This is a genomic window from Streptomyces zhaozhouensis (assembly GCF_900230195.1).
Classification (GTDB): domain Bacteria; phylum Actinomycetota; class Actinomycetes; order Streptomycetales; family Streptomycetaceae; genus Streptomyces; species Streptomyces zhaozhouensis.
The window spans coordinates 216,444-229,181 of the sequence record NZ_OCNE01000004.1 but is presented as its reverse complement, the minus strand read 5'-3'; the positions used below and the strand labels follow the sequence as shown (position 1 = coordinate 229,181).

General features: G+C 72.3%; 11 protein-coding genes. 8 read left to right on the top strand and 3 right to left on the bottom strand.

Features of this window, described 5'->3' with window-relative positions:
• The first annotated feature begins 254 nt into the window (after positions 1-254).
• The 3 genes from CRP51_RS09065 (at position 255) to CRP51_RS09055 (ending at position 3,710) form a co-directional block, all read left to right on the top strand.
• Positions 255-701, top strand: coding sequence for a gamma-glutamylcyclotransferase family protein (locus CRP51_RS09065; protein WP_097230523.1), 447 nt, complete (start codon positions 255-257; stop codon positions 699-701).
• A gap of 252 nt (positions 702-953) precedes the next feature.
• Positions 954-1,739 carry a purine-nucleoside phosphorylase gene (locus CRP51_RS09060; RefSeq protein ID WP_097230522.1) on the top strand — a complete coding sequence of 262 codons (786 nt, stop codon included), beginning with the start codon at positions 954-956 and terminating at the stop codon, positions 1,737-1,739.
• A gap of 237 nt (positions 1,740-1,976) precedes the next feature.
• Entirely contained in the window at positions 1,977-3,710 is a 1,734-nt protein-coding gene (locus tag CRP51_RS09055) for a phospho-sugar mutase (protein ID WP_097230521.1), read from the top strand.
• Between the two features lie 31 nt (positions 3,711-3,741).
• Here CRP51_RS09055 and CRP51_RS09050 read toward each other — a convergent pair whose 3' ends face one another.
• Both CRP51_RS09050 and CRP51_RS09045 read right to left on the bottom strand, forming a co-directional pair.
• Entirely contained in the window at positions 3,742-5,259 is a 1,518-nt protein-coding gene (locus CRP51_RS09050; RefSeq protein ID WP_245880459.1) for an SLC13 family permease, read from the bottom strand.
• 172 nt (positions 5,260-5,431) lie between these two features.
• Positions 5,432-6,064: a PH domain-containing protein gene (locus CRP51_RS09045; protein ID WP_097230520.1), complete on the bottom strand. Its 633-nt coding sequence runs from the start codon at positions 6,062-6,064 to the stop codon at positions 5,432-5,434.
• 272 nt (positions 6,065-6,336) lie between these two features.
• Between CRP51_RS09045 and deoC the strand changes: the two genes are divergently transcribed.
• From deoC to CRP51_RS09030, 3 genes are read left to right on the top strand one after another with little or no spacing between them, the layout of a single operon-like run.
• Positions 6,337-7,338: a deoxyribose-phosphate aldolase gene (deoC, locus tag CRP51_RS09040; RefSeq protein WP_439333140.1), complete on the top strand. Its 1,002-nt coding sequence runs from the start codon at positions 6,337-6,339 to the stop codon at positions 7,336-7,338.
• A 7-nt stretch (positions 7,339-7,345) separates the two neighbouring features.
• Positions 7,346-8,776, top strand: coding sequence for an aldehyde dehydrogenase family protein (locus CRP51_RS09035; protein ID WP_097230518.1), 1,431 nt, complete (start codon positions 7,346-7,348; stop codon positions 8,774-8,776).
• Positions 8,769-9,632, top strand: a complete 864-nt coding sequence (locus CRP51_RS09030) for an aldehyde dehydrogenase family protein (protein WP_097230517.1) — start codon at positions 8,769-8,771, stop codon at positions 9,630-9,632. Before CRP51_RS09035 ends, CRP51_RS09030 begins: the two co-directional genes overlap by 8 nt.
• A gap of 162 nt (positions 9,633-9,794) precedes the next feature.
• On the opposite strand, the gene CRP51_RS09025 is transcribed toward CRP51_RS09030, so the two are convergent.
• Positions 9,795-10,448: a hypothetical protein gene (locus CRP51_RS09025; protein WP_097230516.1), complete on the bottom strand. Its 654-nt coding sequence runs from the start codon at positions 10,446-10,448 to the stop codon at positions 9,795-9,797.
• 897 nt (positions 10,449-11,345) lie between these two features.
• On the opposite strand from CRP51_RS09025, the gene CRP51_RS09015 reads away from it, so the two are divergent.
• Both CRP51_RS09015 and CRP51_RS09010 read left to right on the top strand, forming a co-directional pair.
• Positions 11,346-11,873: a DUF6879 family protein gene (locus CRP51_RS09015; RefSeq protein ID WP_097230515.1), complete on the top strand. Its 528-nt coding sequence runs from the start codon at positions 11,346-11,348 to the stop codon at positions 11,871-11,873.
• 7 nt (positions 11,874-11,880) lie between these two features.
• A complete protein-coding gene (locus CRP51_RS09010) occupies positions 11,881-12,735 on the top strand; it encodes a helix-turn-helix domain-containing protein (RefSeq protein WP_097230514.1) in 855 nt (284 codons plus the stop codon).
• Positions 12,736-12,738: the final 3 nt, after the last annotated feature.

Below are 12,738 nucleotides of genomic sequence, written 5' to 3'. Positions count from 1 at the left end.
GCCGGTGCGGCACCCTCGCCTCGCCGGTGCGGCTCCATGGTCGTCTGCCCCCCCGGCACACATGCACCGCGCAGTTCCCCGCGCCCCCAAGCCGCCCACCGGCCGAAAAGGGGCGCGGGGAACGGCGCGAGCAACCACCCACCGGGCCGAGGACGACCACCCACCCGAGCCACGCGCGTGAGGAGTCGCTCCCCCGGCCGGACGGCAAGTCCCAGGGCTTCCCTTGATCACGGGGGGATGGGTTACCTTGAGCCGTGTCCCTCTACGCCGCTTACGCCGTGAACCTCGACCCCCGGTTGATGGCCCGGCGCGCTCCGCACTCGCCGCTGCGCGGCACCGGCTGGCTCACCGGCTGGCGGCTCACCTTCGGCGGGGAGGAGATGGGCTGGGACGGCGCCCTGGCCACCCTCGCCGAGGCGGGCGTGCCGCCCGCCCCCGACGTCTTCGTGGCGCTGTACGACATCGCGCCGATGGACGAGGACAGCCTCGACCGTTGGGAGGGCGTGGGCCTGGACATCTACCGCAGGACCCGGGTGCGCGTGGACACCCTCGACGGCACCGTCAACGCCTGGGCCTACGTCCTCAACGGCTACGAGGGCGGCCTTCCCTCCGCCCGCTATCTCGGCGAGATCGCCGACGCCGCCGAGTCCGCCGGCGCGCCCCACGACTACGTGATGGAACTCCGCAAGCGCCCCTGCTGAGCACCCCCGCCCCTCCGCACGCCTCGCCCCGCGTCCGCACGCCTCAACGCACGTCCGCACGCATCGACGCGCGCCAACGCGCCCGCACGCCCCCGAGCACCCCACCACACCCGACACGCACCCTCCGCGACTGACGAGTCACCGCGCCGGGTCGAACGTTCCACCGGATTGGCTGGTACGCGCCCTTCTCGTGCGGCCCGTCTACGCGCGTAGGAAGAGAACGGTTAGGCTCAGTCCGTGAACGCATCTGACATGGCCCGCTCGGGCGAGGCGGCCGCCGTTCGGCTACGCGAGTTGACCGGCGTGCACAGTCATGACGTGGCACTGGTCATGGGCTCGGGGTGGGCCCCGGCAGCGGAGCGGTTGGGGACCCCCACCGCCGAGCTGGACGTGACCGAGCTGCCCGGATTCCCCCCACCGACCGCCGAGGGCCACGCCGGCCGGGTCCGCTCCTACCAGGTGGGCGACAAACGCGCCCTGGTCTTCCTCGGGCGGACCCACTACTACGAGGGCCAGGGCGTGGGCGCCGTCGCGCACGGCGTGCGGACCGCCGTGGCCGCCGGCTGCCGCACCGTGGTGCTGACCAACAGCTGCGGTGGGCTCCGCGAGGGGATGCACGTAGGACAGCCGGTTCTGATCAGCGACCACATCAATCTGACCGCGACATCACCGATCGTGGGCTCTCACTTCGTTGATCTGACCGACCTTTACGCGCCACGGCTGCGGGCGCTCTGCCAGGAGATCGACCCGAGTCTGGAGGAGGGCGTCTATGTGCAGTTCCCGGGGCCGCACTACGAGACCCCGGCCGAGATCCGGATGGTGCGGACGCTCGGCGGGGATCTGGTCGGCATGTCCACAGTGCTGGAGGCCATCGCGGCCCGCGAGGCGGGGGCCGAGGTGCTGGCGATCTCGCTCGTGACCAACCTCGCCGCGGGGATCACCGGCGCCCCGCTCAACCACGAGGAGGTGCTCCGGGCCGGGCGCGACTCGGCCGAGCGGATGGGCGCCCTGCTCAACCAGGTGCTGGTCAAACTCTGACCTCACCCGGTCCCCGGCGGCCGGACCTGTTCACGGACGACCACGGCGACTTCACCGACGACCACGGCGACGACGGCACACGGCGACGCGCGCCGCCCCGGTGCCGCCCCCACGCCGCCCCGGTGCCGCCCCGCGGTGGTTGACCAGCACGACGGCAGTGATGACAGTGACGACAGTGACGGCGGCGCGGACGACGACCTCCGCGCCCCGGAACCCACGCGGCACAGGAGCGAAGCGATGACGGCGGACACCGACGGCGCAGCGACCCCGGAGACCTCGGCGGGCCCGGAGGGCCCGAAGGCCCCGGAGGGCCCCGAGCTGCTGGCACGGGCCAGGGCCTGGCTGGACGAGGACCCGGACCCGGTCACCCGCGCGGAGCTGACCGCGCTGCTGGAGGGCGGCGACCTGGCGGCGCTCGGCGAACGGTTCGCCGGCACACTCCAGTTCGGCACCGCCGGGCTGCGCGGCGAGATGGGCGCCGGGCCGACCAGGATGAACCGCTGCGTCGTGCTGCGCGCCGCCGCCGGACTCGCCGCCTACCTGCGGGAACGTTCCCCGGGCCTGGTCGTCGTCGGCTACGACGCCCGGCACAACAGCGAGCGCTTCGCGCGTGACACCGTCGCCGTCATGGTCGGCGCGGGACTGCGCGCCGCGTTGCTGCCCCGGCCGCTGCCGACGCCCGTGCTGGCGTTCGCCATCCGGGAGTTGGGCGCGGTCGCGGGCGTCGCGGTGACCGCCAGCCACAACCCGCCCCGGGACAACGGCTACAAGGTCTACCTCGGCGACGGCAGCCAGATCGTGCCGCCGGCCGACGCGGAGATCGCCGCCGAGATCGCCGCCGTCGGGCCGCTGGCGGAGGTGCCCCGGCCGGAGGGCGGCTGGGACGTGCTGGGCGAGGAGATCGTCGAGTCCTATCTGGCCCGCAGCGGCGCCGCGTTGACGCCGGGCTCGCCGCGCACGGTGCTCAGTGTCTCGACCCCGTTGCACGGCGTGGGCCAGCAGGTGCTGACCGCGGCGTTCACCAGGAACGGCTTCCCCGCGCCCGTCGAGGTGCCCGCGCAGTCGGCGCCCGACCCTGACTTCCCGACGGTCTCCTTCCCCAACCCGGAGGAGCCGGGGGCGATGGACCTGGCGACGGAGGTCGCCGCCGCGACCCCGGGCGCCGAGCTGCTGCTGGCCAACGACCCGGACGCGGACCGTTGCGCGGTGGGCGTCCCCGACGCGGCGGCCGAGGGCGGCTGGCGGATGCTGCGCGGCGACGAGGTCGGCGCGCTGCTCGCGGCACATCTGGTGCGCGGCGGGCGGAAGGGCACGTTCGCCACCTCGATCGTCTCCTCGTCGCTGGTCGGCCGGATCGCGGCCGACGCGGGGCTGCCGTACACCGAGACGCTGACCGGCTTCAAGTGGCTGGCCCGGGTGCCGGACCTCGGCTACGCCTACGAGGAGGCGCTGGGCTACTGCGTCGACCCGGCCGGGGTGCGGGACAAGGACGGCGTCACGGCTGCGCTGCTGGTGGCCGAGTTGGCCGCGGGGCTGCGGGCGGAGGGGCGGACGCTGACCGACCTGCTGGACGAGTTGGCGGTGCGGCACGGGCTGCACGCCACCGACCAGCTGTCGGTGCGGGTCGCCGACCTGTCGCTGATCGCCGACGCGATGCGCCGGCTGCGCGCCGCGCCGCCGTCGGCGCTGGCCGGGCTGCCGGTCGTCGAGGCCGAGGACCTGAACGCGGGCAGCGCCCAACTCCCGCCCACCGACGGCCTGCGCTACCGACTGGCCGGGGCGGGCCCGGTGGCGTCGGCGCGGGTCGTGGTGCGCCCCTCGGGCACCGAGCCGAAGATCAAGTGCTATCTGGAGGTCGTGGTCCCCGCCGCCGACCCGGCGGCCCTCCCGGCCGCCCGCCGGGAGGCGGCCGGAACCCTCGCCGCCCTCCGCACCGACCTCGCCACCCGGGCGGGCCTCCCGACGGAGTAGTCCGCCCGGGGCGCGGGGCCGGGAGGAGCCGTCAGAGGGCGATGTCCAGGAAGGCCACGCCCAGGGTGTAGGTGGCCAGCGTGATGAGGACCAGCGCGCAGACGTTGAGCACCGCGCCGCCGCGCACCATCTGACCGATGGTGACGTGGCCGGAGCCGAAGACGATGGCGTTGGGCGGGGTGGCGACGGGCAGCATGAACGCGCATGTCGCCGCGAGGGCGACGGGAACGACCAGCAGCAGCGGGTCGAGGCCGAGGCCGAGCGCCACCCCGCCCATGATCGGCAGGAAGGTGGCGGCCGTCGCCGTGTTGCTGGTCAACTCGGTGAGCAGCAGCACCAGTCCGGCGACCACGACGACCAGCAGCAGGGTCGGAACGGCGTCCAGACCGCTGACCCGTTCACCGATCCAGGCGCTCAGTCCGCTCTCGCCGAACTGGGTGGACAGGCTGAGTCCCCCGCCGAACAGCAGCAGGATGCCCCAGGGCACGTCCTTGGTGTCGTCCCAGTCGAGCACCCGCCGGGTGTTGCGGGTGTCGGCCGGCAGCAGGAAGAGCAGCAGCGCGGCGCTCACGGCGATGCCGGCGTCCCCGAAGTCGCTGACCCACGCCCAGCGGTCCTCCATCTGCGGGACCATGATCCAGGACACGGCGGCCAGGCAGAAGACGGCGAGCACGGTCTTCTCGGCGTGGCTCATCGGGCCGAGTTCACGCCTGCGTTCCTGGAGCATCTCGCGTCCCCCCGGGATCTCCCGGAGGGCGGGCGGGAAGAAGACGCGGGTCAGCAGCAGCCACGCGACGACGAGGAAGACGCCGGCGAGCGGGACGCCGAAGAGCATCCACTGGAAGAAGCCGATGCTGATGTCGTGGGTGGTGTTGAGGTACTCGCGCAGGAACGCGTTGGGCGGCGTGCCGATCAGGGTGCCGAGCGAACCGATGGAGGCCGCGTAGGCGATGCCCAGCATGAGCGCGGTGGCGAAGTTCGGGTCCCGCTTCCCGTCCCCGAGCTGGACCACGAGCCCCAGCACCGCCACCCCGATGGGCAGCATCATGACGGCCGTGGCCGTGTTGGATATCCACATGCTCAGCGCGCCGGTCGCGAGCATGAACCCGCCGACCATCCGCACCGGACTGGTGCCGACGAGCAGCACCGTGGCCAGCGCGAACCTGGTGTGCAGGTTCCAACGCTGCATGGCCGCCGCGAGGATGAAGCCGCCCATGAAGAGGAAGATCGTCTCGCTGGCGTAGGGCGGCGCGACGTCGGACAGCGCGGCGTTGCCCAGCAGCGGGAAGAGCACGAGGGGCAGCAGCGCGGTGGCCGCGAGCGGTATCGCCTCCGTCATCCACCACACGGCCATCAGCGTCGCGACCGCCGCCACGTTCCTGCCGTCCGCGGAGAGCGACTCCGGAAGGACGAGCCTGACCACCACCGCCAGCACGACACCCAGCCCGAGCCCCACCCACTGGCGGGTGGCCACTTTCTCCTCCGCGCCCTCCGCGCCCTCCGCCGCGCTCTCCGGCTCGTCCCGCACCATCCCGCCCTCACGCCCCATGCGATGCCTCCCGTACCAAGTCAGGTCGGGACAACCTGCCACCGGGAGTTCACCAGGGGCAAGAGGTGTGACGTGACCGGTCGCCGGACGCGCGGCGACCGGTCAACGCGCGTCGCCCGCGTGGCGCGCGGCTACGGCGGCGGGGCGCCGGCGGCGGTCGGGGCCCGGCCGTTCAGGAGGTCAGCCAGAGCACCAGCAGCGCCACGCCGCCGACGGCGAGCGGGGCCAGCGTCTCGTAGCTCCAGCGCACCGTGACCTCGCCCTTCGCCGCCTCGTCCGCGCCGTGCCGCTCGGCCAGTTCGCGCAGCTCGGCCACGGCCATGTCGCCGGGCGCCGGCCGGTCCGCGTCCGCCACGTCGGGCGCGGCGCTGCCGCCGAACCCGAGGAACGAGCGGGGCGCCCGCCCCGACTCGGCGGCCTCGCGGCGGCGGGTGGCCTTCGACCTGGCGCGCAGCGAGACCGGGATCGCCCACATCTGGTACTTGGTGCCCTCGGCCACCAGCTCCGTCGAGTACCCGGCCTGGATGGAGTCCACGGCGGACCAGGGGGCGGTGACGGTGCGGAACGGGTTGCGCACGCGGAGCCGTTCGTCGGAGGCGAAGACGGCGGGCCGCAGGGTGAACGCGACGATCAGCGGCGCCACGAAGAGCAGGGTGGAGGCGGCGGTCACCGGCGTGCGGCCGTCCCCGCGCAGCAGGGCGTCGCCGGCGAGCCAGCCCACCAGGCCGAGCAGCACCACCCCGGCGACCAGGGCTGAGCCCGAGCGGTAGATGCGGTCGGCGTACTTCTCGGGCTCACTCGTCATGCCCCCGATTCTGCCGGAGAGACCGCGCGCTTCAACCGACCGTTATGCCATAGTTCTCTTCGCCCACGGGCCCCCCACATCCTCGCTGGCCGCCGCGCGGTGCGCGAAAGGGGCGCGGGGAACCACGCGCGCGACCGGCCGGTGCGGGCGGCCGACACCGCGCCCGCGCCACGCGCGCGCGTGCTCGCTGCCGCGGGCCCCCGGCAGGTGGCCTCGGCGGAGTTCGGGGGATGACATGCCACTACGCGCGTAGATATGCTCGTCTGGTGACCATGTCATTGAAGGCGGACCCTCCGACGGCCCCCACACCCCCCGCACCCCCCAAGGACGCCCCCACTCCCGCCCCGCTCGCGGACGTCACCGCGTCCGACGCCTCACTGCGCCGGTTCCTGCACGGGCTTCCCGGGGTGGACGCGGTCGGCCTGGAGGCCAGGGCCGCCGCGCTCGGGACGCGTTCGATCAAGACGACCGCCAAGGCGTACGCGCTGGACCTGGCGATCTCCATGATCGACCTGACCACGCTGGAGGGCGCCGACACCCCGGGCAAGGTCCGGGCGCTCTGCGCCAAGGGCCGCAACCCGGACCCGACCGACCGTTCCACGCCGCCGGTCGCGGCGATCTGCGTCTACTCGGACCTGGTCGCCGTCGCGCGGGAGGCGCTGGCCGGCAGCGACGTCGCGGTGGCGTCGGTGGCCACGGCGTTCCCGGCCGGGCGCGCGGCGCGCGCCGTGAAGCTGGCCGACACGGCCGAGGCGGTGGCCGCGGGGGCCGACGAGGTGGACATGGTGATCGACCGGGGCGCGTTCCTGGCCGGCCGCTACCTGTCGGTCTTCGAGGAGATCGTCGCGGTCCGCGCGGCGTGCGGCGACGCGCATCTGAAGGTCATCCTGGAGAACGGCGAGCTGGCGACGTACGACAACATCCGCCGCGCCTCCTGGCTCGCGATGCTCGCCGGCGCCGACTTCATCAAGACCTCGACCGGCAAGGTCGGGGTGAACGCGACCCCCGCCAACACCCTGCTGATGCTCCAGGCGGTACGCGACTTCCGCGCGGCCACCGGCCGGCAGATCGGTGTGAAGCCGGCGGGCGGCATCCGCACCGCCAAGGACGCGGTGAAGTTCCTGGTGCTGGTGAACGAGACGGCGGGTCCCGACTGGCTGAGCCCGACCTGGTTCCGGTTCGGCGCCTCCAGCCTGCTGAACGATCTGCTGATGCAGCGTCAGAAACTCGGTACCGGACGGTACTCGGGTCCCGACTACGTGACGGTGGACTGAGACGACGATGACGTTCGACTACGCGCCGGCGCCCGAGTCCCGGGCGATCGTGGACATTCCGGCCTCGCACGGCCTCTTCGTCGACGGGCGGTTCCGGCCCGCGGCCGACGAGGCCGTCTTCAAGACCGTCTCGCCCGCGAGCGAGGAGGTGCTCTCCGAGGTCGCCAACGCGGGCGCCGAGGACGTGGACGCCGCCGTGCGCTCCGCGCGGAAGGCGTACGAGAGCTGGTCGGCGCTGCCGGGCTCGGAGCGCGCCAAGTACCTGTTCCGCATCGCGCGGTTGGTGCAGGAACGCGCGCGCGAGCTGGCGGTGCTGGAGTCGTTGGACAACGGCAAGCCGATCCGCGAGTCGCGGGACGCGGACCTGCCGCTGGTGGCCGCGCACTTCTTCTACTACGCGGGCTGGGCCGACAAGTTGGAGCACGCGGGGTTCGGGCCCGCGCCCCGGCCGCTGGGCGTGGCCGGCGGGGTGATCCCGTGGAACTTCCCGCTGCTGATGCTGGCCTGGAAGGTGGCGCCGGCGCTGGCCACGGGCAACACGATGGTGCTGAAGCCCGCGGAGACGACCCCGCTGACCGCGTTGGCGTTCGCCCGGATCTGCCAGCAGGCGGGGCTGCCGCCCGGGGTGCTCAACATCCTGACGGGCGACGGCGCGACGGGCGCCGCGCTGGTGGCGCACCCGGGGATCGACAAGGTCGCGTTCACCGGTTCGACGGAGGTGGGCAAGGCGATCGCCCGCACGGTGGCCGGCACCCACAAGCGGCTGACGCTGGAGCTGGGCGGCAAGGCGGCGCACATCGTCTTCGAGGACGCGGCGCTCGACCAGGCCGTCGAGGGCATCGTGCAGGGCATCTTCTTCAACCAGGGGCACGTGTGCTGCGCCGGTTCGCGTCTGCTGGTGCAGGAGTCGGTGGCGGACGAGGTGCTGGCGGCGCTGAAGGCGCGGATGAGCACGCTGCGGGTGGGCGACCCGTTGGACAAGAACACCGACGTCGGCGCCATCAACTCGGCTGAACAGCTCGCCAGGATCAGGGAGTTGACGGAGGCGGGCGAGGCGGAGGGCGCGGAGCGCTGGGCGCCGGAGTGTGAACTGCCCTCCACCGGCTACTGGTTCCGGCCGACGCTCTTCACCGGCGTGACCCAGGCGCACCGGATCGCGCGGGAGGAGATCTTCGGTCCCGTGCTGTCGGTGCTGACGTTCCGCACCCCGCAGGAGGCGGTGGAGAAGGCGAACAACACGCCCTACGGTCTCTCCGCCGGCATCTGGACGGAGAAGGGCTCGCGCAGCCTGTGGATGGCCAACCGGCTGCGGGCGGGCGTGATCTGGTCCAACACGTTCAACAAGTTCGACGCGACCTCGCCGTTCGGCGGGTACCAGGAGTCGGGCTACGGCCGCGAGGGTGGCCGTCACGGTCTGGGGGTCTACCTCGATGTCTGAGCCACTGCCGGTCCTCAAGACCTACAAGCTGTTCGTGGGGGGCGCGTTCCCCCGGAGCGAGAGCGGGCGGGTGTACGAGGTGACGGACGCCAAGGGCCAGTGGTTGGCCAACGCGCCGCTGGCCAGCCGCAAGGACGCGCGGGACGCGGTCGTCGCGGCGCGGAAGGCGTTCCCGCGCTGGTCGGGCGCGACCGCCTACAACCGGGGCCAGGTGCTCTACCGGGTCGCGGAGATGGTGCAGGGCCGCAGGGAGCAGTTCCGCGCGGAGGTCGCGGCGGGCGACGGGCTGTCGAAGTCGAAGGCCGCCGCCGTGGTGGACGCCGCCATCGACCGGCTGGTCTGGTACGCGGGCTGGTCCGACAAGGTCGCGCAGGTCGCCGGCGGCGCCAACCCGGTGGCCGGCCCCTACTTCAACCTCTCGACACCGGAACCGACCGGCGTGGTCGCGGTGTTGGCGCCCGGCGGCTCCTCGCTGCTGGGCCTGGTCTCGGTGCTGGCACCGGTGCTGACCACGGGGAACGTGGCGGTCGTCGTCGCCTCGGAACGCGCGCCGCTGCCGGCGCTCTCCCTGGCCGAGGCCCTGGCCACCTCGGACGTGCCGGGCGGCGTGGTCAACGTGCTCAGCGGCACGACGGCCGAACTGGCCCGCCCGCTGGCCGCGCACCAGGACGTCAACGCGATCGATCTGACGGGCGCGGAAGGGGAGTTGGCGACCGAGCTGGAGGTGCTGGCCGCCGAGAACCTCAAGCGCGTCCGCCGCCCCGACCCGGCGGAGGACTTCGCCTCCGCCCCGGGCACGGACCGGCTGCTCGGCTTCCTGGAGACCAAGACGGTCTGGCACCCGACGGGCGTCTGAACCGGTCCGTTCGCCCCGGGGCTCACCACGGCCCCGGGGCGTCGTGGTGCCTGGGCGGGGACCTCAGCGAGTCGGTCGGTGTCAGTGAGATGGGAGTGCGCGGAGCGTGAGCTGCCGGGCTGTCCACGCGCGTCGCGGTGTGCCGGGGCTGTGGGGAGGAGGTCAGGCCAACGCGGCAAGCTCCGCGTCGAGGTCGACGACGGTGCAGCGTTTGAGTGCGACGACGAGTTGGGAGGCGAGGAACCAGTTGCTGGCGCGGTGGCCGTAGGGCAGGTACTCGTCCACGTGGGCGGTGAGCCGCGAGGTGCCGCGGGTGGGGGTATAGAGGGTGCCGAAGACGCCCCAGATCTTCGGGCGGCGGGAGCGGACGGCGACGGGGCGGGTGAGGTGCGGGCAGTGGCGGCTGGCCAGGGCCGCGCAGTGCAGGCAGACCGGGGGCTTGGTGGACTTGGCGCCCTCGTAGTCGTTGGAGCCGTCGTGGTTCATCAGGAACAGCCAGCCGTCCCGGGTGTGGCTGGCCGCCCGGCCGCAGACCTGACACAACCGCTCGGCCTGCGCCCGGCGTTGCCGCACCGGGTGAGGGGCGCCCAAGTTCGGGCGCCCCTCACCCGGCGCCTCACCCATGCGGCCCCAGAGCATGTCGAAGGCGTCGCGGTCGGCGGGCGACTCGTCGAGGTACCAGATCCCGCCCGCGTCCGGCCGCATCGTCACCCGCTGCCCGTAGGAACGTTCGGCACTCCAGTGGGCGACATAGGGAACGGGGAGACGGCGCGGGCCCCAGGTCGTCACGGTCTCGGGGGCGAGGAGTTCGGGCATGGCGGATCAACTTTCCGAACGACGGCGGTGGGGCGTCGCGGTCAGCCTGGGCAGTGCCCCGGGACCGGGAGCCGGCCCGTCGATCGTCGGAACGCGCTGGCGGCGATGGCGGCCGTTCACCGGGCCATCCCCGCTCGATGGCTTTGGACTCGGCTGCGCAAGTCGGCGGCCCTGGCGAGCAGTTCTTCGGTGGTCAGGGCCTGATCGCTCGTCGCTTCCTCGGCTGGGGAGGTCGAGGGCTGGCGGCCTTCGGGGATCGGGTCGGGTGCGTGCTGTGTGGGTGGGGGCATGGGTCAACTCTTCTTCTGGGTGGGCGGGTTCCTTCATTCGGGCGGCGCCGTGGAGCGGGTTGTCCGCCTCGGCTGCTCGGGTTCGGAACCGAAGGTAGAGCGGCCGTCACTCAGACCCCAAGGAGATTGCGCGAGTTTGCGGCAAGCCGATTGACGGCCTCGAACACCGAGCCGACCATCGTCGTGTCGCGCAAAACTCTGCAAGGCAGCAGACAGGGGAACGACCATGAAGCTACGGGTTCCTTGGTAAGAACTCCACGGTCGGCGACTGCCCGACCCTGTACGCCACCGACCGTGACACCTACCTCGTCCAGGGCTGGAGGATCTTCGCGAACGACCTGCTGATGCGGCTCGACCTCCGGGAGGGAGAGACCGCCGTGGAGGTACCCACCGAACTGTTCGAGCACCTCACCGAGGACGGCCTGCCGGCCGGGGAGATCAGGCCGAGTGGCGGACCCGATCATGATCCTGACGCCGGGCGGTACCTTCGTCGTCCAGGGGCGTGAGGTGACCGACCCGCACGCCCTGGCCCAGATGGACATCCCGGACTACGAGACCGTGGTCGAGGTCCCCAGGACCGCGATCACCGCCCTACTGGAGGAGCCACGTGGAGCTGATCTCCGGCGCCGAGCGCAACCAGCTCTTTGAGAGCGTCGAGCGGGACGCGTTCCACCTGGAGCTGCGGGACGACTACTCCGTTCCCGACGAGGACAGCCCGTTCACCAGTTGGCTGCGCGGTGAGAACGTCGACTACTCCTACATGGCGCCGTGGACGCGGCTGGTACGACGCGTCACGAGCGAGGGGCGCACGGTCCGGCGGGTGCGCGTGGTCACCGAGCCGCCCAGTCCCTACATCCGTTGGGAACATGCCACCACCCGCCTCAACGAGGAGGCGGGCGAGGACATTCGCTGGCTGCCCCGACACCTCCTGCCCGCCGATGCCGCCCTGCCCGTGGGAGGCAACGACTGGTGGCTGTTCGATGACCGCCTCCTCGCCGTCGGCCACTTCGATAACGACGGCCGGGTCCTCGGCTCGGAGCTGGTGGAAGAACCAGAGACCGTGGCCGCCTGCGTCCGCCTGCGGCACCGGCTCTGGGCCGCAGCCGTTCCGCACCGCGACTACCGCCTGTCCTGAACCGCCCGTGACCACCCAGGTAGAAGAGGCACTTCAGGCGCTCGGCGCCCGGCTGCGCGGCTTCCGCAAGGACGCCGGATTCACCAGCGGCCGGGCGTTCGCGCGCGCCACCTCCTGGCAGGAGTCGAAGGTCTCCCGGATCGAGAACGGCAGGCAGCGGCCCAGCGAGGACGACATCCGGACCTGGTGCCAGGCCACCGGACAGAACGACCAACTCGGCGACCTGATCGCGATCGTTCGCCATGTGGACGAACTCTGGCTCGACCTGCGCAGGTTGCTGCGCACCGGCGCCGAGCAACGACAGCAACAGGCGATTCCTGTCTACGGCAAGACGCGGGTGTTCCGCATCTGGCACCCCACGGTCATCTGGGGAACGATCCAGACCTCCGAGTACGCCGCGGCGGTCTTCGACCAGGTCGTCGGCTTCTACGAGGTCCCCGACGACGCCGAGGCCGCCGTCGCCAAACGGCTGGAACGCCAGCGCTACCTGTACCGGGGCGAGAAGATCTTCAACGTTCTCCTCGGCGAACAGGCGCTGTACACCAACTTCGGCGGCCCCGAGACGATGAAGGGCCAGCTCGACCGGCTCCTGGCCGTGATGCGACTGCCGCGCCTCAGCCTCGGCATCATCCCCAGGACGGCACCGGTCGCCATCTGGCCGGGCAACTCCTTCTCGATGTTCGACGACCGACTGGTCCTCGTCGAGACCTACTCGGCCGAGCTGTCCGTCACCCAGCCCCGCGAGATCGAGATGTACACCAAGGCCTTCGCCCTGCTCCAGCAGTCGGCCGTCTACGGCACCGCCGTCCGCGAACTTGTCCTCCGAGCGATCCACCACTACGACCAACTGCCGACCGACTAGGAA

What these genes read in the sequence shown, in the direction of transcription:
- deoC (WP_439333140.1), top strand. Translation starts at nt 6,337, where the DNA reads ATGTCATTGAAGGCGGACCCTCCGACGGCCCCCACACCCCCCGCACCC.
- CRP51_RS09030 (WP_097230517.1), top strand. Translation starts at nt 8,769, where the DNA reads ATGTCTGAGCCACTGCCGGTCCTCAAGACCTACAAGCTGTTCGTGGGG.
- CRP51_RS09035 (WP_097230518.1), top strand. Translation starts at nt 7,346, where the DNA reads ATGACGTTCGACTACGCGCCGGCGCCCGAGTCCCGGGCGATCGTGGAC.
- CRP51_RS09055 (WP_097230521.1), top strand. Translation starts at nt 1,977, where the DNA reads ATGACGGCGGACACCGACGGCGCAGCGACCCCGGAGACCTCGGCGGGC.
- CRP51_RS09025 (WP_097230516.1), bottom strand. Translation starts at nt 10,448, where the DNA reads ATGCCCGAACTCCTCGCCCCCGAGACCGTGACGACCTGGGGCCCGCGC.
- CRP51_RS09050 (WP_245880459.1), bottom strand. Translation starts at nt 5,259, where the DNA reads ATGGGGCGTGAGGGCGGGATGGTGCGGGACGAGCCGGAGAGCGCGGCG.
- CRP51_RS09060 (WP_097230522.1), top strand. Translation starts at nt 954, where the DNA reads ATGGCCCGCTCGGGCGAGGCGGCCGCCGTTCGGCTACGCGAGTTGACC.
- CRP51_RS09045 (WP_097230520.1), bottom strand. Translation starts at nt 6,064, where the DNA reads ATGACGAGTGAGCCCGAGAAGTACGCCGACCGCATCTACCGCTCGGGC.